Source organism: Candidatus Thiodiazotropha endoloripes, assembly GCF_001708965.1.
GTDB lineage: Bacteria > Pseudomonadota > Gammaproteobacteria > Chromatiales > Chromatiaceae > Thiodiazotropha > Thiodiazotropha endoloripes.
In genome coordinates this window covers 41,974-60,984 of sequence record NZ_LVJW01000006.1, presented here as the reverse complement: position 1 = coordinate 60,984, position 19,011 = coordinate 41,974, and the positions used below count along the sequence as shown (strand labels likewise).

Below are 19,011 nucleotides of genomic sequence, written 5' to 3'. Positions count from 1 at the left end.
GTTAACAGGCCCTAGTGAACCTTGCATCTGGCCAGGTTAAGAGTGGGTATGTTGCACCTAACACAGACCGTCACTGTCAGATTGAGAATTATACTGCTTTGGTAAGAATTGCCAACAGCTTGTGGATCGTGAGTAAATGGTAAGAGATGGTGAGATCTCATCCGATGTATCGGGTAGACGATCTATCATCTCAATACGCATCATCCTCTTTCCACATCTCCGGGATAAAACGGAGAACCTTATTACGCCCGGTATCTTTTGCCTGGTAGAGAGCAACGTCCGCATACTTGACCACTTGCCAGAAGCTACTGCTGTCATCGGGGTAACCGGAGACGCCGACGGAAATGGTTCTCTGAACGACGGTGCCTGTCAGCTCCACTTTCATGTTTTCGATGGCTTCGCGTATTTTTTCGGCAACCTGCAGGCTCATCTCCGGATCCGTATCACGTAAAATAATCAGGAACTCCTCACCACCGTAACGGATCACAAGATCGGAGGCCCTTACGCAGCTGGTCAGTGTTTTCGCCAGCGCCTTCAGTGTGGCATCCCCAGCTTCATGCCCATAGGTGTCATTGATCTGTTTGAAATAGTCCAGATCGGCCATCAGCACGGAAAAGCTGCTTTTGTTGCGATCGGTGTAGGAGACAAGAATGTCCACGTACTCTTGCAGAAACCGCCTGTTGTGAAGGCCGGTCATCGGGTCACGTAGTGCTGATTCCCTCAGGGTGCTCATCAGCCTTTTCGCCTCCAGTACCGGTGCGGCCTCTCTCAGGTAGACCTCGATAAAGGGCATCATGTTGCAGGCCAGGGCCTTGCGGTCTCGATCGGTCACGACCTGTACGACACCGCCTACGGAACCCGACTGTATCATTGGTATGCAGACATGATAGGCATCCTCCAGATCTTCCCTGGGGGAGAAGGCTGTACAGATACCGGTTGTGCTCATACCATCCACCACATGTCCGGTACGTTTGGCGCGGCAGGCATCGGCGCGAACCAGGATCTGCGGGTCGCACCAACAACAGTCGTGTCCCGGAACCCCGTCAACCACCATGGGTTTGAGTTTGTTTTTGCTTGATGCCACTTCATAAATTGAGAAGTGATCGATCATGAAATCGTCATTGATCACTTTTGATAGACGCCAGTAGACCTCCTCCTTGGTCTCATCTTCTTCAATCGCCTGTTTGAACCGGGAGACGTCCTCAAGGCTCTCCACCATTTCGATGGTTGTCGCCAGCTGATTCTCACCGATCGGTTGGTTGTAGCGAATCAATCCGGCTACTTTGTGGGCGATTCCTTCAAGGCCTTTGCTCAACAGAACCAGCAGGATGTTGAGGTCTTTTGCGATCTGTCCCACCTCATCGTCGCTCTGATGCTGGATTCTGGCTGAAAAATCCCCTTTGCGTGCCCCGTGAACCGCAAGTTGAACCGCTTCAGCTGTGTCGATCAGCGGTTTGATCAGGCGTCTTGAGAATCCCATGGAGACAACGGCAAACAATCCAATCACTAAAGCCATGAACAGCACGATCAGAAATGCCTGGTCACGTTGTTCCTCAATGGAGAGGTAGAGTGATATAGCGCCCAGCACATCGCCTTTTGCCACCTGATGGCACTGCAGGCAGTGTGGCTCATTTTCACTCTGTGCCACGTATGGAATGGTGGCGCGAAACAGTTGGTTACCACTGGAATCGACCAGGCCGAAGAAGGGTTTTGCCGTTTGAATTACCTGTTTGTCGATGGAATCGAGTTGCTGTTCAGATTTCAGGCCGGCTCCGAATTGTTTTACCACCCCGGGTCCCCGCACCACTCTGACATTGAACAGTCCCTTGACCGCAGCCAACCGATCGAGAAAAGTCTTGCGCTTATCGATCGTCCCATTGACCATCGACTCGGTAAGATGCACCCGGACGATTTCTGCGGCTGTTCGGGCCTGATCTTCGGCGGTGCTGAGAGCAAAATACCTGAAAGAGAAAAGGCTGGCCCCCACCAGGGCAGCCACCATGATCACAGTGAGGATGAAAAAAAATGTGGTTGTCTTTCGTTTGAGGCCCATATAGGAACCCCTCCTGGTCATGCTAGGACGGAATTCTCAGGTTATTCATTAACCTAGAAAGGAATAGCGGCGGGCATTTCCACTTCTTTAAATCCTAATCAGTCAGGTTACGTGACCGCTTTGGCACATATCTCAGAACTGGCTGGATCTGCTGAGAGTCTGGCGGCGACTGAAATCAGCGGGGTGGTGCTTGAGCGGGTTAAGCTGACATCCGATTTGCCTGAAGCTCAGGGGATGTCGGGTGAGTTATGAGCGATTAGGCAATAATTTTTTAACGCTTGCGGCACCGGTCATGGTCATCCCGGCGCAGGCCGGGATTCAGCAACTTCAATCAGCTCCTGATGTATGGATTCAATGCAGGAAGTTAAACATCCTGTTGCGATAACGCTTCACCAGTTCACCCTGGCCGCCAAGCATTTCGAATACCTTCAGCATCTCTTTCTGTGCCAGGTTGTCCCCGTAAGAACGATCCTGCTGCAGCAGCTTCATCAACAGTTCCAGTGCGGCCTCATGGTCGTTTGCCATGATTTTGTGAGAGGCCAGCAGATGTAGGGCTTCGCTATCGGCCGGGTTTTCCTGAAGTCGTTTTTCCAGCTCTTCAACCGGTGGGCTGTCCGCCGTGGCGCGGTCAAACTGGATGCGGGTCAGCATGGCTGCCACGTCCGGATTCTGTTTCTCTTCATCCGGTAAAGCATTGAGTATGTTCTCAGCTTCCTCGAGTTTTCCGAGTGTTGCCAGATAGCGGGCATAGGCCAGCCGGATTCTTGGGTTCTCCGGATCCAGGTCACTGGCCTGTTTGAGCAGAACGCCGGCCTCTTGCGCATTCCCCTGCAGCAGATGTGCTTCCGCCTGTTCCACGAGTCCGTCCGACTCCCTGGGGATGACTTTGTCGAGGAGCTTGCGAATCTCCGCTTCCGGCAGGGCACCCATGAACTCATCGACCTCCTGGCCCTGAAAAAAGAGCTTTACCGTGGGGATACTGCGGATCTGAAAATGTCCGGCCAACGGTTGCTGCTCTTCGGTATTGACCTTTGCCAGGAGGAATTTGCCCTGGTACTCATCGGCCAGTTTGGCGAGGATCGGCATCAGGGCTTTGCACGGATTGCACCATTCCGCCCAGAAGTCCACCACTACGGGTCTCTCCATGGATGCAGCCAGGACCATTTGCTGAAAATTCTCAGCGGTTGCATCGAAGATGTATGGTGAGTCCGCCATGTTCAGTTCCTCTGTCGGTTTTTTGCAAACGGAGCGACATTATACTGAAAAATCGCAATCTACAGAGTCTTGAAATCACTCCCTCACGCCCCAACTGATTAACCAACCTGCAAGAGGTTATGAAAGATTGTTGCCCAGGCCGGGATTGGCTCTGCCTGGGTGGTGGGATTGTGATTTTCAGCCGATAGCCCAGGTGTGGCTGATAGGTAAGTGTTCATGAGTGATTTTGTGCATCTGGTATGCCCCCATTGTGATGGCATCAATCGTCTTCCGGCTGGTCGTTCAGCGGAACAGGCTAATTGCGGCAAGTGCCACCAGCCGCTGTTTAGTGGCCAGCCTCTGGCGCTCGATGAGGGGCGTTTTAAACGTCATCTGCAAAAGAGTGAGCTGCCTCTGCTGGTCGATTTCTGGGCGCCCTGGTGCGGGCCATGCAGAATGATGGCGCCGGCTTTCGAGGCGGCGGCAAAGGAGCTTGAGCCCCAAATTCGGTTGATCAAGGTGAATACCGAGGAGGCTCAACAGCTTGGCGCGCAGTATGGCATTCGCAGTATTCCCACTTTGATGCTGATACATCAGGGCAGGGAGCTGGCCAGGCAGGCCGGCGCCATGGATCAATCCGGCATTATCCGCTGGACCCGAAATCAGCTGCAGGGAGCCTAGGCTGATTCTGCTCCAAGTGGATGGACAGATTTACCTGACATAAAGTACAATATACGGCCATCAGATTCGGGGTGATCCTTAACACTTTTCATTCCCGGAGCAGCATTTGAACTTTTCAGGGGGCAGGCACTCAGCGGTCTGCCCTTTTTTGCACGCCTGTAACGGAGAGATCCTTGAGAAAACCAGCAGTTCTGGTCCTGGAAGATGGCAGCCAATTCCAGGGTGAGTCCATCGGTGCCGAGGGACAAACCGTCGGTGAGGTGGTCTTCAACACCGCCATGACCGGCTATCAGGAGATATTGACGGATCCGTCCTATCGCCAGCAGATTGTCACCCTGACCTATCCCCACATCGGTAATACCGGTATCAATCAGGAGGATGAGGAGTCCGGCCAGATTCATGCCGCAGGTCTGGTGATAAGGGATCTGCCTCTGATTACCAGTAACTGGCGCTCGGAAGAGTCGCTGGATCACTATCTGGAGCGCAATGGTGTGGTCGCCATTGCCGGTATCGATACCAGGCGACTGACCAGGATTCTGCGTGAAAAGGGTGCCCAGAACGGCTGTATTGTCGCCGGTGATGCCCCGGATCTCTCAGTGGCCGCCAATCTGGCTCAGGAGTTCCCTGGTCTTAAAGGGATGGATCTCGCAAAAGAGGTCACCACCTCAGCCAGCTATCAGTGGTCGCAGGGCACCTGGTCACTGGAAGAGGGCCTGCCGGACAGCGCGGCCTACGAGTCGCTGCCATACCATGTGGTAGCCTACGATTTCGGCGTCAAACGCAACATTCTGCGGATGTTGGCGGACCGGGGTTGTCGCCTCACCGTGGTGCCCGCCCAGACACCCGCCGAAGAGGTACTGGCGATGCAGCCTGATGGGGTGTTTCTCTCCAATGGTCCTGGCGACCCGGAACCCTGCGACTACGCCATTGAAGCCATCGGAAAGATCATCGACAGCGACCTGCCGGTATTCGGCATCTGTCTCGGACATCAACTGTTGGCCCTGGCATCGGGCGCCAAGACGATGAAGATGAAATTCGGTCATCATGGCGCCAACCATCCGGTACAGGACCTGGAAAAAGGCAATGTGATGATCAGTAGCCAGAACCATGGCTTTGCCGTGGACGAGGCCTCACTGCCCGACTGCCTGACCCCCATACATCGCTCGTTGTTTGATGGTACGTTGCAAGGAATCCACCGCACCGACAAACCGGCATTCAGTTTCCAGGGACATCCGGAAGCCAGCCCCGGTCCACATGATGTGGCCCCTGTCTTCGATCACTTTATCGAATTGATAGAAGTCCGCAAATAGACGCGAATGAAGGCCAATGGATTTGCTGATGATAGGCAGGGAGAGGCCATATCCAAACCCATGATCGGATGTGGCTTAGAAATCAGCCATCTGTTGGGAGCTGGGTTTATTGCGCTGGTTCACGAGAATGCGCTCTGTCAGGAACTCAATCGCGCTGGGTTGGTTTTTGAGAGGCAGAAGAATTTACATGTCAGATACAAAGGACAGATTGTTGGGCACTATGTGGCAGACCTTGTTGTTTAGAACAGACTGCTCGTGGAACTCAAGGCTTTGTCACAACTGACTGGGGAGCATCATGCCCAGGTGATGAACTACCTCCGTGCGACTGGGTTAAGTGTTGGATTGTTGCTGAATTTTAGGGCGCCTCGTCCTGGTGTAGGAAGCGTCGTTTGGCAACATGACGATAGATCGATTATTTAGTTTATATTTGCGTTCATTCGCGTTTTTTTGCGGACTCAAGAGTTAATGCCAAAACGTACAGATATACAAAGCATCATGATCATTGGCGCCGGACCGATTGTTATCGGCCAGGCCTGTGAATTCGATTACTCCGGCGCTCAGGCCTGTAAGGCTCTGAAAGAGGAGGGGTACCGGGTCATCCTGGTGAATTCCAATCCGGCCACGATCATGACCGATCCCGATATGGCCGATGCCATCTACATCGAGCCGATCACCTGGCGTACCCTTGAACGGATTATCGAGAAAGAGCGACCGGATGCCCTGCTGCCCACCATGGGTGGACAGACCGCACTCAACTCGGCGCTGGATCTGGTACGCGAAGGCGTACTGGAAAAATATGGCGTGGAGATGGTCGGCGCTTCCAGAGAGGCGATCGACAAAGCGGAAGACCGGGATCTGTTCCGCCAGGCGATGCGCAAGATCGGTCTGGACATGCCCCGCTCGGTGATTGCCCATAGTCTGGAAGAGGCACAGCAGGTACAGGTTCAAATCGGTTATCCGGCGATCATCCGCCCCTCCTTCACCATGGGCGGCAGCGGTGGCGGTATCGCCTACAATCCGGAAGAGTTTGTTGAGATCTGTACCCGCGGACTCGATCTGTCTCCCACCAGTGAACTGCTCATCGAGGAATCGATCCTCGGTTGGAAAGAGTATGAGATGGAGGTGGTCAGGGACAGAAATGACAACTGCATCATCATCTGTTCGATCGAAAACCTCGATCCCATGGGGGTGCATACCGGAGACTCGATCACGGTGGCACCGGCCCAGACACTGACCGACAAGGAGTACCAGATCATGCGCGACGCCTCCCTGGCGGTATTGCGCGAGATCGGTGTGGAGACGGGTGGTTCGAACGTGCAGTTCGCCATCAATCCGGAGAACGGGCGGATGATCATCATCGAGATGAATCCCCGGGTCTCCCGCTCCTCGGCGCTGGCCTCCAAGGCCACCGGCTTCCCAATCGCCAAAGTGGCGGCCAAGCTCGCGGTGGGGTATACCCTGGATGAGTTGCAGAACGAGATCACCGGTGGCGCCACACCGGCCTCCTTCGAACCGAGCATCGACTATGTGGTCACCAAGGTGCCCCGGTTTGCTTTTGAAAAATTCCCTCAGGCCGATGACCGCCTGACCACCCAGATGAAATCCGTGGGTGAGGTGATGGCGATTGGCCGTACCTTCCAGGAGTCGATGCAGAAGGCGCTGCGTGGGCTTGAGATCGGCAAGTATGGTCTCAATGAGATCCTCGATCTCAATGAAGAGCATGTCAAAGACACCCTGGTGCGGGAGATCAGGCTGCCCGGGCCGGCCAGGCTCTGGTATGTGGCCGAGTGTTTCCGCTACGGCATGAGCCTGGAAGAGGTCTTCGATATCTGTGCCATCGACCCCTGGTTCCTGATACAGATTGAAGAGCTGATCAACATCGAGCGTGAGATTTCCGGACAGGGTCTTGAAGGTCTGGATGAGCAACGGCTGCGTTTTCTGAAACGCAAAGGCTTTGCCGACCGGCGTATCGCCGAACTGGTCGATGCCAGTGAAGCCGAGATCCGTCAGCGTCGCCACCAGGCGGGTATCCGTCCGGTATTCAAACGGGTCGATACCTGTGCTGCGGAGTTTGCCACCAGCACCGCCTACATGTATTCCACCTATGAGGAAGAGTGTGAGGCTCTGCCCAGTGAGCGTAAAAAGATCATGGTGCTGGGTGGTGGCCCGAACCGCATCGGCCAGGGAATTGAGTTCGATTACTGTTGTGTCCACGCTGCATTCGCGATGCGTGAAGATGGTTATGAGACCATCATGATCAACTGTAATCCGGAAACCGTCTCCACCGACTACGATACCTCAGACAGACTCTACTTTGAGCCGCTGACACTGGAGGATGTGCTCGAGGTCATTCATAAAGAGCAGCCTGCCGGCGTGATCGTCCAGTACGGTGGTCAAACCCCACTGAAACTGGCCAACGACCTGGAGGCGGCCGGTGCGCCGATCATTGGCACCAGTCCCGATTCCATCGATCTGGCGGAAGATCGGGAGCGTTTCCAGCAATTGGTCGAGAAACTCAATCTCAAACAGCCGCCAAACCGTACCGCCCGTGATTCGGAGAGTGCGGTCAAACTGGCCGAAGAGATCGGCTATCCCCTGGTTGTTCGCCCCTCATACGTACTGGGTGGCCGGGCGATGGAGATTGTCTATCGCGAGAATGAATTGCGCCGCTATATGCGGGAAGCGGTGAGTGTCTCCAACGACTCTCCGGTGTTGCTCGATCGCTTTCTGGATGACGCCATCGAGGTGGATATCGACGCGATCTGCGACGGTGAGGAGGTGCTCATCGGCGGTATCATGGAGCATATCGAACAGGCGGGTGTTCACTCCGGTGATTCCGCCTGCTCACTGCCTCCCTATACCCTGTCTGCCGCCATTCAGGACCGGATGCGTGAGCAGATGCGCAAGCTGGCGCTGGAGTTGAAAGTGGTGGGTCTGATGAACGCTCAGTTTGCCATCAAGGATGATCAGATCTATCTGCTGGAAGTGAACCCACGGGCTTCCCGGACTGTGCCATTTGTCTCCAAGGCCACCGGTATGCAGCTGGCAAAAATTGCTGCCCGCTGTATGGCGGGTACCAGTCTGAAAGAGCAGGGCATCGTCAAAGAGGTGGTGCCTGAGAACTATTTCGTGAAAGAGGCGGTATTCCCGTTCGTTAAATTTCCCGGTGTGGATACCGTACTGGGGCCGGAGATGAAATCCACCGGTGAAGTGATGGGTGTCGGCGTCACATTTGGTGAAGCCTACAACAAGTCGATCATGGGTGCGGGCTATCAGTTGCCCCAGGGTGGCAAGGCCCTGCTCAGCGTGCGCAATGCGGACAAGGTGCGTGCCGTACAGGTGGCACAGGATCTGGTTGAGCTCGGCTTTACCCTGAGCGCCACAGGTGGTACCTGTCAGGCACTGCTCGATGCGGGGCTTGAATGTACCCGGGTGAATAAGGTGATGGAGGGGCGCCCCCACATCGTCGACTCGATCAAGAATCAGGAAGTCAGTTTCATCATCAATACCACTGAAGGTGTCCAGGCGATTGCCGATTCAGCGGAGATCAGACGTACCGCTCTGCAGCACAAGGTCAGCTACACCACCACCATTTCAGGTGCCGAGGCGACCTGTCTGGCCCTCAAACAGTTGGATGAACTCAACGTCAACCGACTGCAAGACCTGCATCAGCAGTAACCGGCTTAACAGAGGAAGAGTGCAATGAACAAGGTACCGTTGACTGCTCGTGGAGCTGCTAATCTGCAAGATGAGCTGAAGCAATTGAAAACTGTCGAGCGACCCAAAGTGATCAAAGCGATCGCTGAAGCCCGTGAGCATGGTGATCTGAAAGAGAATGCGGAATATCACGCGGCCCGTGAGCAGCAGAGCTTCATTGAGGGGCGTATCAAAGATATCGAGGGTAAGCTCTCCCATGCCCAGATCATCGATGTCACCAAACTGGATGCCGGTGGCAAAGTGGTCTTTGGCGCCACCGTGGTGGTGCTGGAACTGGATAACGATGAAGAGTTCACCTACCAGATCGTGGGTGATGACGAGGCCGATATCAAGCATGGCCTGATTTCAGTCAGTTCACCGATTGCCAGAGCATTGATCGGTAAACAGGAAGGGGATGATGTGTTCCTCAACACACCTGGCGGTGACCGGGAGTTTGAGATTCTGGAAGTGCGTTACGAATAGGCTCGCCTGAGGCTGTTTCGGCCAGCATGGCCAGTCTCTGGTCAGCTATGCAGGCGTTCCCCGGCCTCTATCATCAAATGACGATTCTGTTTTTCTTCTTCTTGGGGTTCGCCCGGTAGAATATCGCTACCCGTCCGATAATTTGCACCAGGTCTGCTGAGAGACGCTCGACAATGGCGGCACTCAGTGCCTCCCGGTCGCTTTTATCCGCGCCTGCCAGTTTGACTTTGATCAGCTCATGCACATCGAGACTGGTGTCGATTTCGCCGATAACGCCTTCACTCAAACCGTGCTGGCCGATCATCACCACCGGTTTCAGATGGTGGGCGAGTTTTTTCAGTGATCTGGTCTGCTCGGAGGTCAGGGGCATTGTATTGGCCATGTCGATTAGGGGAGGCGGATTCTATCCTGATTACCTGTGATGAGGAAGGGGTTGAGAATTTAAATCTGCAAATGAACGGAATAAACGAAAATATTACTGAAGTAGACAGATTGAATCCTTGCTCTGTGGTTTTTAGGTCGGTTCGTGAGGTGTGGAGAAGGCACTCAATCTCTTACTACACCAGCCATAATTTGAGAATATTCGTATTCATTTACAGACTAAAAAATAACCATAGGTTGTATATGGTTTATTGTCAGACAGGGTTAAGCCCCAATCCCAGAAAAGTTTTTCCGGTCTTGGGTTAAGATTGTATTTGCGATTACAGAGCGGGTAAGCAGATTTCATGAAGCGCAGCAAAAGCAGTCGCAAGTGGCTGGACAGACATTTTAACGATACCTATGTGAAGCAGGCACAGAAGGCAGGGTATCGTTCCAGAGCAGCATTCAAACTCCTGGAAATCCAGGAAAAAGACAGGTTGATCAAACCTGGAATGAAAGTGGTGGACCTGGGTGCGTCGCCTGGAGGCTGGAGTCAGATTGCGCGGGATCTGGTTGGTGACAAAGGTCAGGTGTTCGCCCTCGACATTCTGCCGATGGACCCGATTGCCGGGGTTGAGTTCATACAGGGTGACTTTCGTGAGACAGAGCCCCTCGATTCATTGCGAAATCTACTGGATGGTGCCGCAATAGACCTTGTAATTTCTGACATGGCGCCCAATGTTACTGGTATGGCCAGTGTGGATCAGCCAAGATCGATCTATCTTTGCGAACTGGCACTGGATTTTGCCCGTGAAACCCTAAAGCCAGGTGGCGGATTTGTCGTTAAAGTGTTCCAGGGCGAGGGCTTTGATGACTATTTGCGAGAGGTACGCAGCTCATTTACCCGAGTAGCCAGCCGTAAGCCGGATTCATCGAGGGCCAAGAGCAGGGAGATCTATTTAGTAGCAGGGAACTTTAAGATGTAGTACCGTACCAACCAGTAAGCCCTAAAAAATCAGATGTTTGCACATTTTTATTCAGGTTTTTAGCCGCCAAATCGGCTATCCCTAACAGCCAGCGAGTAGAGATGTCACAGAATAACCACCACACGGATGCCAGTGTGGACAGATATACCGGCAGCCGCCGGAGTGAGATCAAGAGGTTCTTACGTTTTGAATGACATGGCAAAAAATTTAATTCTCTGGGTAGTGATCGCCATCGTATTGATGACGGTGTTCAACAATTTTTCAACTACCCAGCCCAAGGCTCAGCCGATGAGCTATTCGGAATTCATCTCCAACGTCAAGACCGGACAGGTGAAGGAGGTGGAATTAGTCGAGGTCGGGAATAATGGCCATGAAATCAGCGGTGCCCTGACTTCAGGTCAGAGATTCTCTACCTACAGCACGGGCGACAACATGCTGGTCAGCGATCTGCTGAACAGTAATGTGGAGATCGTGGCCAAGCGACCTGAGAAACCCTCCCTGTTGATGAATATCCTCATCAACTGGTTTCCTCTGTTTGTACTGATCGGCCTGTGGATCTTTTTCATGCGGCAGATGCAGGGTGGTGGTGCCGGAAGAGGTGCCATGTCATTCGGCAAGAGCAAAGCACGCATGTTGAGTGAAGATCAGGTGAAGGTCACCTTCAACGATGTGGCCGGTGTGGAAGAGGCCAAGGAGGAGGTCACCGAGATGGTGGACTTTCTGCGCGATCCTTCCAAATTCCAGAAGCTTGGCGGCAAGATTCCCAAGGGTGTGCTGATGGTCGGTTCACCGGGTACCGGTAAGACCCTGCTGGCGAAGGCCATTGCGGGTGAAGCCAAGGTACCTTTCTTCACCATCTCAGGTTCTGACTTTGTGGAGATGTTCGTCGGTGTGGGTGCCTCGCGGGTACGTGACATGTTCGAACAGGCCAAGAAACATGCCCCTTGCATCATCTTCATCGATGAGATCGATGCGGTAGGTCGTCATCGCGGCGCCGGTCTTGGCGGTGGACACGATGAGCGTGAACAGACCCTCAACCAGCTGTTGGTGGAGATGGATGGTTTCGAAGGCAATGAAGGTGTGATCGTGATCGCGGCCACCAACCGGCCTGATGTACTCGATCCAGCACTGCTGCGTCCAGGACGTTTCGACCGTCAGGTGGTGGTCCCACTGCCTGATGTGCGCGGTCGTGAGCAGATTCTCAAGGTACACCTGCGCAAGGTGGCTGCCGGTGAAGATGTGAAACCGGCGATCATCGCCCGGGGTACACCGGGATTCTCCGGAGCCGATCTGGCCAACCTGGTGAATGAAGCCGCACTGTTTGCTGCCCGCGCCAATAAAACCCTGGTAGGCATGGAAGAGCTGGAAAAGGCCAAAGACAAGATCATGATGGGTACTGAGCGCCGTACCATGGTAATGAGTGAGGATGAGAAGAAACTCACCGCTTACCATGAGTCGGGGCATGCCATTGTCGGTCGACTGGTGCCTTCCCACGATCCGGTCTACAAGGTGAGCATCATTCCCCGGGGACGGGCGCTGGGTGTGACCATGTTTCTGCCGGAAGCGGATCGCTACAGCTACAGCAAAGAGCATCTTGAGAGTCAGATCTCCAGCCTCTTCGGTGGCCGTATTGCTGAAGAGCTGATCTTTGGTATCGATAAAGTGACCACCGGCGCCTCCAACGACATCAAGCGGGCCACTGAACTGGCGCGCAACATGGTGACCAAATGGGGGTTGTCGGAACGCCTTGGACCGTTGATGTACAGCGAGGAAGAGGAAGAGGTATTCCTGGGACGCTCGGTGACCCAGCACAAGAACGTCTCTGACGACACCGCCCATACCATTGATGAAGAGATCAGAAATTTCATCGACCGCAACTATGACCGGGCCGAGAGTATTCTCAATGAGAACCTGGAGAAGTTGCATGTGATGGCCGACGCGCTGATGAAGTACGAGACCATCGATACGCAACAGATCAACGACATCATGGAAGGCAAGACCCCTCGTCCGCCGAAGGATTGGGTGGATAACGATATGGATTCAGATGATGGAGCAAGACCTTCCGGTGAGTCCCCATCGTCCGATGATGTGCCGGGCCCCATTGGTGGTCCTGCAGGCCAACATTAAAACCTCACCAGCGGCCAGCTTTGATGCTGGCCGCTGATCCTCTCCAAAAAAACCTCTCTATCATCACAGCCTGTTTTCGTTTTCCCGTTACCGATCCTAATCCGGAAATTCATCGCCCTTGATCAATTCTGCTGCTCTGCTTTTTTGACTTGCTCCCAAACTGCATCAAGTTGCTCCAGGCTTTGAGTCTGTAAGTCAGTAATCCCCTGTTGCAGCAGCGTCTGTTCCAAGGCGCGAAAACGTCTCTCAAACTTCATATTGGCTTGTGTCAAAGTCTGTTCCGCATCCATACCCAACAGGCGTACCACGTTGACCATGGCAAATATCAGGTCCCCCAGTTCATCCTGCAGCTGTTGCCGATTGAAGTTTTCCAGCTCATGACGAACTTCATCGAACTCTTCGCTGACTTTATCGAATGCTCCTTGTGGATCGGGCCAGTCGAATCCCACCCGCGCAGCCCTCTTCTGCAGTTTTTCCGCTCGGATCAGCGCCGGCAGGGCGTGGGCCACGCCATCCATATGACTCGCTGGTGATGATTGTTTCTGTCCAGCACGCTCTTCCGCCTTCTGCTGTTCCCAGGCCTGGCGCAACTGTTCGTCACTCTGATACTCCGCATCGGCGAACACGTGGGGGTGGCGGCGGATCATCTTTTCACAAATCCCGCTTGCGACATCATTGAAATCGAAATGACCCTCTTCCCGGGCGATCTGGCTGTAAAAGGCGATTTGGAACAGCAGGTCACCCAGCTCATCCCGCAGCTCATCCATTTCACCCCGCTGAATTGTATCGGCGACTTCATAGGCCTCTTCGAGGGTATAGGGCACGATGGTGTCGTAGGTCTGACGCAGATCCCAGGGACAACCCTTATCCGGATCTCGTAACTTGGCCATGATTTCGAGTAGTCGCTGCGTAGCTTCCATAGGATCTATTTCCGGCTTAACATTGCTGGCTCTGAGGGATCACTATTAACGCAAGTTTTGTTATGGATAGCTATCCTTTTTTATGTGGTTACAGTGCTCAGACCTGCATCTAAGAGATCCATTGGATTGGATGCGTCAATCAAGGAAGGCATTCGGATGGAGGAGTAGGAAGCCACTCACACAATCTGCTTAACTAATGGTTTCTAATTGCGGTGAATGGCGTCCGTTCGCGGCCAAGAGGGATCCCGCTCTCTATAAACGATCGTGTTATCAGGCCTTAGATGACCGGTAAAAAAATCCCCGGTGTCCCGGGGATCGATTGAGCCAACCATGCCTTGTTATCGATACGACAGTTTAGTCCATGGGTATGCGGATCTTCTGTCCTGGATAGATCAGGTTGGGATCCTTGATCACTTCGCGGTTTGCTTCAAAAATCTTCGGGTATGCCGAGGCATTGCCGAGGAAACGTTTGGCGATTGCCGATAGCGTGTCACCACTGACGATCGTATAGTATTCCACCTTGGACTGTTGCTCCGGAGCCGTAACACCATCGGCACTCACTTCGCTGACACCGACAACATTCCCGGCGATCAATACGCCCTTTTCCAAAGCTTCAGCCGTTTCTGCATTGCCTGACAGGATTACCTTGCCGTTTTCATAGCTGACATCCAGATCCTGAATACCCGGATTGTCCGATTCAATCTGCTGCTTAATTTTCTCTGCCGGATCGTCATCCTTACCAAACAGTTTTTTGCCTAAATCGGTTGCGAAATCGAACAGTCCCATTGCTGCGTGCTCCTATCTTAAGTTGTGTTGTTAGGTATTCTCTGCGGCTGAATATCCCGCTCAATCGGTTATTCAATCCTTCAATACAAAAGTGACTTTCAGCGTTACCCGGTAATCGGTGACCTTGCCATTACTCACCGACAGTTGTTGATCTTTAACCCAGGCCCCTTTGATGTTTTTCAGTGTCTTGTTGGCGCGTTTGATCCCTTTTGTGACAGCGTCATCAAAACTCTTACTGGACGAAGTGATGATTTCTGTAACTTTTGCAACTGACATGTGGACTCTCCTCGTGGGGTAGGTGATCCGTGATTCAACATCAATCACAAAATCGATTTGGTCGCCGGGTTAACAAGCAACCTCAGACACAGTCTGTAGCATAGGTGACTGGGAAAATTACGCCTAGATGGTGGATGGGAAAGACACAAAAGTTTTAATTTCGAAACTGCAGTCAGTCAACGGTTTGCCCGTTAGATAATTCAGAGTCTGTGTAAGCAAGGATGATACCGCAGCGACGTGGTCTTCTCTCAACACACAGTGTGTGCTCAGAGAAAACCACGCCTTGCGTAGGTTTTGTCTCTCCTTCCGGCGTTTGGCCTTGTTGGATTTATCATGCACACCCCCTTTGCGCAGCATCGGGTGGTTGTGCAACAGATTGCGTGCCCTGTCAGCTTTTTTCTTCATCAGTAGTTCCTCAATTTCAACATTAATATATGTGGGCCTTAGCCCGGCCCACTTAACCTTTTACACACATCACCTGCTTCAGGGTGTGTACCACTTCAACCAGGTCGCTCTGGTTGGCCATCACCTGATCGATGTCCTTATAGGCAGCGGGGATCTCATCGATCACCCCTTTGTCCTTGCGACACTCCACACCCTGGGTCTGGGATTCCAGATCGGCCCGGTTGAATTGCCGTTTGGCCTTTGAACGGGACATACGGCGTCCCGCGCCGTGGGAGCAGGAGCAGAACGATGCCTCACTACCCTTGCCTCGAACAATGTAGGACTTAGCACCCATCGAACCGGGGATGATTCCCAGTTCACCTTCACCGGCACGTATGGCACCTTTGCGGGTGACATAGACTTCGGCACCGAAGTGGTATTCCCGTACCACATAGTTGTGGTGACAGTTGATCGCCTCTTTGGTGATCGTGAAGTGAGGCAGATGCCTCCCCAGCACGTCCAGCATATGCTGCATCATCTCCCGGCGATTGATCATGGCATAGTCCTGGGCCCAATCAACCGCCTCGATGTAGTCATCGAAATGCTGAGCGCCTTCGCTGAAGTAGGCCAGGTCCCGGTCGGGTAATCTTCCCAGTTGATCCCCCATATCCTTGCGCGCCAGTTCGATGAAGTAGCGACCAATCACATTCCCGATACCCCGGGAACCGGAGTGCAGCATGACCCAGACCGCCTCGTTTTCATCCAGGCAGAGCTCGATAAAATGGTTGCCGCCACCCAGGGTCGCCAGTTGACGAACCCAGATGTCGTAGGGCCGCTTGCGCTGCATCTTGGCGATAGCCGGATGACGATCAAGAATCTGATCCAGTCGTTTTGCCATAGGCACAATGGTTGAGCGTTTGACCGGATCCCGATCATGCATGTCGAATCCCACCGGAATCGCCTGCTCGATACGATTACGCAGCATACGCAGGCTATCCGGCAGTTCAGCTGCTGACAGGGAGAGCCGGATGGCATTCATACCACAACCGATGTCCACGCCAACCGCCGCCGGTACAATCGCCCCCTTGGTTGGGATCACTGACCCGACAGTCGCACCTATACCCATATGGACATCGGGCATGGCTGCCACGTGGTGGTGGATGAAAGGCATACGGGATACATTCTCAAGCTGGTTGAGTGCTGTGGTTTCCGTATCGCCGGTCCAGATGTGGACCGGCACCTTTCCTTTATTGAGTGTTTGTAAAATAGGCATAGCTATAATCCCTCATAGTTCTAGTTTATAAAATCGGGGCGAGATTTTTCCCCGGCGCAGGCGTTTGATTGTGCGTCTGTCACTCAACAGGCCTGGCAGTTGATCGGTCAGTTCGAAACAGAACTGTCTCGGCAGGCTGGTGTAGAGTGATCTGGGCGGTACATAGCTGCCCTTGATACGCTTCAGACAGTTACCGACTTCCCAACTGTGGAACCAGATACGTTTCAATCCCAGCTCACGGTTGATAAAGTCGATGGTTGCCGCGAGCATTGCCTGACTCCACTGTTTCAGCAGCGGTTGCACAAAATTCAGATAACGACCGGCCAGTGCGGCGGTGGTATTGAAGCTGTAGCAATGTAGGGGATCCTCATCTGTTGCGCAGCATTGACGCCACTTGTTCAGCCAGCTGACATCTCTGACCCAGTCACTCTGGATCTCTTCAATCAGCACTTCGCCCAACTGAAGGTCGATATCCAGCCGCGACCAGGCCAGGGTCTCACGGTAGTAGCTGCGATCGCCGCGTTGCAGTACCGGATGGCCCCAGTTGTTGAACACGCCATCCTCAACAGGGTGGATCGATTGATGAAACATCTGGTCATGTTGATGGTTGAAATTGAGACGCAGCACCAGATTGATACCGGGTCTCGATGTCTGTGCATATCGGTCGGATCTACTGCCCCAGACACCGGTGGTAATCAGGTAGGTGGTGCCGGGCTCCTGCCAATAGCTGTTCAACAGTTCACCGCTGATACAGCCATTGCCACAGCTGCTGAGTAGTGATGTTATCGATGGTTTGTTCAGCAGGCGGCCAAACTTCGACCCCTTTATTGCTTGAATCGACTGGTGCTTTTTCGCTGCAATCTGCAGCAGTTGCACGGCATAGTAATCCTGGCAGTATGGATAGAGGGTTCTCTCTTTAGGCAGACAGGCCAACAGCTCCTTTAAGTCGTTCTGCTCCATGTTCACTCTCCTTGGTTGCAGAGGTGCAGATAGGTTGGCGGGTTAAGGTTGAAAATTGATGCATACTCGACTCCCGTTAAATTGATTTATCTGGCCGGCCTAACGGTCCGGTGATTTGGTTAAACATTGATCTTCTCCGTATCCTGGAGGATATCTTCAAGAGCAGATGACACCGTAAGGCGATCCATCCGTTTGCGCCATATCCCCGGTTATTCGATGTGAGAGACTGTTGCCTCACACAAATTGGTCCGCTTACTCCTGGTCAGCGGACCGGTGCTTCGGGTATCGGTCGAGACTTCTCCCCTGGCACTGCACGGCTGTGCTTGTCGTTCCTGATTCGATTCGAACAGCAGCACTACCTCTTGTCCCTGGCCGGACAGGTGACCATTCCCGGCCCGTAACCGAGAACGAGGGGGGACGAGGCTTGCTTGGTATTGGCCCCAAGCGGCCACAATCCCTTTCCTCTCTCTGGACAGGGATTAATCGGTTTTCCTAATTGTCAAAGAGTGTCCAGGGTGTAGCCCCGGGTTATCCCCGGGCAATAAAAAACCCCCGGGGTTTTCACCAACCGGGGGTTGTTCCGGAAGGTGTCAGTAGTTCATGACACCTTCCCGTCTGTTTGGGCTGTAGGCGTCAGGTCATACCGGTTATGTCCCTGCTGTTAAGCAGGAAGCTGACGGTTTGTAGTTTTGCTGGATACGCAGCCACGCAAGCAGACCCTGTTTCCAGGGGTGCTGGTGTGTGGATGTTGCGTAAGCCCGATAAATACATAGTCAGTTTCCGTTTCAATAAATGTGGCAGAAGCGACAGTCAATTTGACACTTCCCATAACTTGGAGCGCAAGTATAATGCTGATCTTTTATTTTGCAAGAGAATTTTTTGCATATGACAAAAAATAATTCAATCGGCCAGTCGCGCAGTAAAGACCCGGTTGCGGTGAAGATTGGTAAACGTATTGCTCAGGCCCGCAAGATGGCTGGTTTCAAGACAGCCAAGGCGTTCAGGGAGAAGTTACCGAAGTGGCCGGAAAACAGGCTCTCCTGGTATGAGGCCGGTTACTCCATGCCCCATCCCGGCCATGTTGAGATCATTGCCAGGACCACGGGCACATCGACCTGCTGGATCATGTTCGGACTTGGCCCGATCCGTTCCGGCGAGCGGGATCTGCAAGCGGTAAGGCATCAGAACCTGGTATTTCTCTATCGCCAGACTGAGGCCGAAGGATCGGAGGCGATCGCTGAATTACTCTTGGCCAGCCGGCTCAAGGCCGCTCAGCTGGCCGATCATATCGATAATCCCTTCAAACATATCGGTGAGCGTCTAGCGCGCAACATCGAAAAGGCCAGTGACAGGCCGGTCAAATGGTTGGATGAGCAGCATATTGAGTCGGATGGCCTATGCGGATCATTTCCTGACGATCTGCGTGAACTGATGACCATCTACTCAGAGATGAACAGCAAATCGAGGCAGCTGCTGATTGCCCTGGCGCGAACCATGTCTGAACATGTTTGAAGTCTGCTAT

At 53.2% G+C, this 19,011-nt stretch carries 17 protein-coding genes and 1 pseudogene; 9 read left to right on the top strand and 9 right to left on the bottom strand.

Annotated features, from left to right (window positions below):
- Positions 1-190 precede the first annotated feature (190 nt).
- Positions 191-2,053 (bottom strand): diguanylate cyclase, encoded by a 1,863-nt coding sequence (locus A3193_RS10920; protein ID WP_069006141.1) that lies wholly within the window; start codon positions 2,051-2,053, stop codon positions 191-193.
- Between the two features lie 120 nt (positions 2,054-2,173).
- Between A3193_RS10920 and A3193_RS20900 the strand changes: the two genes are divergently transcribed.
- Entirely contained in the window at positions 2,174-2,305 is a 132-nt protein-coding gene (locus A3193_RS20900; RefSeq protein ID WP_268803309.1) for a hypothetical protein, read from the top strand.
- A gap of 99 nt (positions 2,306-2,404) precedes the next feature.
- On the opposite strand, the gene trxA is transcribed toward A3193_RS20900, so the two are convergent.
- A complete protein-coding gene (trxA, locus tag A3193_RS10915) occupies positions 2,405-3,268 on the bottom strand; it encodes a thioredoxin (protein ID WP_069006140.1) in 864 nt (287 codons plus the stop codon).
- Positions 3,269-3,484: 216 nt separating this feature from the next.
- Here trxA and trxC point away from each other — a divergent pair, with 216 nt between their 5' ends.
- The 5 genes and pseudogenes from trxC to greA all read left to right on the top strand — a co-directional run bounded on the left by trxC (position 3,485) and on the right by greA (position 9,417).
- Positions 3,485-3,928: a thioredoxin TrxC gene (gene trxC / locus A3193_RS10910; protein ID WP_069014798.1), complete on the top strand. Its 444-nt coding sequence runs from the start codon at positions 3,485-3,487 to the stop codon at positions 3,926-3,928.
- A gap of 173 nt (positions 3,929-4,101) precedes the next feature.
- Positions 4,102-5,238 carry a glutamine-hydrolyzing carbamoyl-phosphate synthase small subunit gene (carA, locus tag A3193_RS10905; protein ID WP_069014797.1) on the top strand — a complete coding sequence of 379 codons (1,137 nt, stop codon included), beginning with the start codon at positions 4,102-4,104 and terminating at the stop codon, positions 5,236-5,238.
- 6 nt (positions 5,239-5,244) lie between these two features.
- Positions 5,245-5,658: pseudogene (locus A3193_RS10900) on the top strand (GxxExxY protein).
- 45 nt (positions 5,659-5,703) lie between these two features.
- The gene (gene carB, locus A3193_RS10895; RefSeq protein WP_069006137.1) at positions 5,704-8,916 is read left to right on the top strand and encodes a carbamoyl-phosphate synthase large subunit; all 3,213 of its coding nucleotides are present in this window, start codon (positions 5,704-5,706) and stop codon (positions 8,914-8,916) included.
- Between the two features lie 24 nt (positions 8,917-8,940).
- The gene (gene greA, locus A3193_RS10890) at positions 8,941-9,417 is read left to right on the top strand and encodes a transcription elongation factor GreA (RefSeq protein ID WP_069006136.1); all 477 of its coding nucleotides are present in this window, start codon (positions 8,941-8,943) and stop codon (positions 9,415-9,417) included.
- 73 nt (positions 9,418-9,490) lie between these two features.
- Here the strand turns inward: greA and yhbY are convergent, their stop codons facing one another.
- Positions 9,491-9,787 (bottom strand): ribosome assembly RNA-binding protein YhbY, encoded by a 297-nt coding sequence (yhbY, locus tag A3193_RS10885; protein ID WP_069006324.1) that lies wholly within the window; start codon positions 9,785-9,787, stop codon positions 9,491-9,493.
- Positions 9,788-10,142: 355 nt separating this feature from the next.
- On the opposite strand from yhbY, the gene rlmE reads away from it, so the two are divergent.
- Together rlmE and ftsH are read left to right on the top strand one after the other, a co-directional pair.
- Positions 10,143-10,763, top strand: a complete 621-nt coding sequence (gene rlmE / locus A3193_RS10880; RefSeq protein ID WP_069006135.1) for a 23S rRNA (uridine(2552)-2'-O)-methyltransferase RlmE — start codon at positions 10,143-10,145, stop codon at positions 10,761-10,763.
- 195 nt (positions 10,764-10,958) lie between these two features.
- On the top strand, positions 10,959-12,890 hold the full coding sequence (gene ftsH, locus A3193_RS10875) for an ATP-dependent zinc metalloprotease FtsH (RefSeq protein ID WP_201258721.1): 1,932 nt from the start codon (positions 10,959-10,961) through the stop codon (positions 12,888-12,890).
- Between the two features lie 122 nt (positions 12,891-13,012).
- On the opposite strand, the gene mazG is transcribed toward ftsH, so the two are convergent.
- From mazG to A3193_RS10845, 6 genes are all read right to left on the bottom strand, one after another.
- Positions 13,013-13,810 (bottom strand): nucleoside triphosphate pyrophosphohydrolase, encoded by a 798-nt coding sequence (gene mazG / locus A3193_RS10870; protein ID WP_069006133.1) that lies wholly within the window; start codon positions 13,808-13,810, stop codon positions 13,013-13,015.
- Between the two features lie 354 nt (positions 13,811-14,164).
- Positions 14,165-14,596, bottom strand: a complete 432-nt coding sequence (gene lysM / locus A3193_RS10865) for a peptidoglycan-binding protein LysM (protein WP_069006132.1) — start codon at positions 14,594-14,596, stop codon at positions 14,165-14,167.
- Between the two features lie 72 nt (positions 14,597-14,668).
- The gene (locus tag A3193_RS10860) at positions 14,669-14,872 is read right to left on the bottom strand and encodes a dodecin family protein (protein WP_069006131.1); all 204 of its coding nucleotides are present in this window, start codon (positions 14,870-14,872) and stop codon (positions 14,669-14,671) included.
- Positions 14,873-14,995: 123 nt separating this feature from the next.
- Positions 14,996-15,277 carry a hypothetical protein gene (locus A3193_RS10855; protein ID WP_069006130.1) on the bottom strand — a complete coding sequence of 94 codons (282 nt, stop codon included), beginning with the start codon at positions 15,275-15,277 and terminating at the stop codon, positions 14,996-14,998.
- Between the two features lie 52 nt (positions 15,278-15,329).
- Complete coding sequence (locus A3193_RS10850; protein ID WP_069006129.1) at positions 15,330-16,529, bottom strand: RtcB family protein; 1,200 nt, start codon at positions 16,527-16,529, stop codon at positions 15,330-15,332.
- A 12-nt stretch (positions 16,530-16,541) separates the two neighbouring features.
- Positions 16,542-17,489: a hypothetical protein gene (locus A3193_RS10845; protein WP_069014796.1), complete on the bottom strand. Its 948-nt coding sequence runs from the start codon at positions 17,487-17,489 to the stop codon at positions 16,542-16,544.
- A gap of 885 nt (positions 17,490-18,374) precedes the next feature.
- Here A3193_RS10845 and A3193_RS10840 point away from each other — a divergent pair.
- A complete protein-coding gene (locus tag A3193_RS10840) occupies positions 18,375-19,001 on the top strand; it encodes a hypothetical protein (protein ID WP_083218436.1) in 627 nt (208 codons plus the stop codon).
- Positions 19,002-19,011: the final 10 nt, after the last annotated feature.

Excerpts from the sequence above, each read along its gene's own strand:
- A3193_RS10920 (WP_069006141.1), bottom strand. The coding sequence starts at position 2,053 with ATGGGCCTCAAACGAAAGACAACCACATTTTTTTTCATCCTCACTGTG.
- trxA (WP_069006140.1), bottom strand. The coding sequence starts at position 3,268 with ATGGCGGACTCACCATACATCTTCGATGCAACCGCTGAGAATTTTCAG.
- trxC (WP_069014798.1), top strand. The coding sequence starts at position 3,485 with ATGAGTGATTTTGTGCATCTGGTATGCCCCCATTGTGATGGCATCAAT.
- carB (WP_069006137.1), top strand. The coding sequence starts at position 5,704 with ATGCCAAAACGTACAGATATACAAAGCATCATGATCATTGGCGCCGGA.
- greA (WP_069006136.1), top strand. The coding sequence starts at position 8,941 with ATGAACAAGGTACCGTTGACTGCTCGTGGAGCTGCTAATCTGCAAGAT.
- yhbY (WP_069006324.1), bottom strand. The coding sequence starts at position 9,787 with ATGCCCCTGACCTCCGAGCAGACCAGATCACTGAAAAAACTCGCCCAC.
- rlmE (WP_069006135.1), top strand. The coding sequence starts at position 10,143 with ATGAAGCGCAGCAAAAGCAGTCGCAAGTGGCTGGACAGACATTTTAAC.
- ftsH (WP_201258721.1), top strand. The coding sequence starts at position 10,959 with ATGGCAAAAAATTTAATTCTCTGGGTAGTGATCGCCATCGTATTGATG.
- mazG (WP_069006133.1), bottom strand. The coding sequence starts at position 13,810 with ATGGAAGCTACGCAGCGACTACTCGAAATCATGGCCAAGTTACGAGAT.
- lysM (WP_069006132.1), bottom strand. The coding sequence starts at position 14,596 with ATGGGACTGTTCGATTTCGCAACCGATTTAGGCAAAAAACTGTTTGGT.
- A3193_RS10860 (WP_069006131.1), bottom strand. The coding sequence starts at position 14,872 with ATGTCAGTTGCAAAAGTTACAGAAATCATCACTTCGTCCAGTAAGAGT.
- A3193_RS10855 (WP_069006130.1), bottom strand. The coding sequence starts at position 15,277 with ATGAAGAAAAAAGCTGACAGGGCACGCAATCTGTTGCACAACCACCCG.
- A3193_RS10850 (WP_069006129.1), bottom strand. The coding sequence starts at position 16,529 with ATGCCTATTTTACAAACACTCAATAAAGGAAAGGTGCCGGTCCACATC.
- A3193_RS10845 (WP_069014796.1), bottom strand. The coding sequence starts at position 17,489 with ATGGAGCAGAACGACTTAAAGGAGCTGTTGGCCTGTCTGCCTAAAGAG.
- A3193_RS10840 (WP_083218436.1), top strand. The coding sequence starts at position 18,375 with ATGACAAAAAATAATTCAATCGGCCAGTCGCGCAGTAAAGACCCGGTT.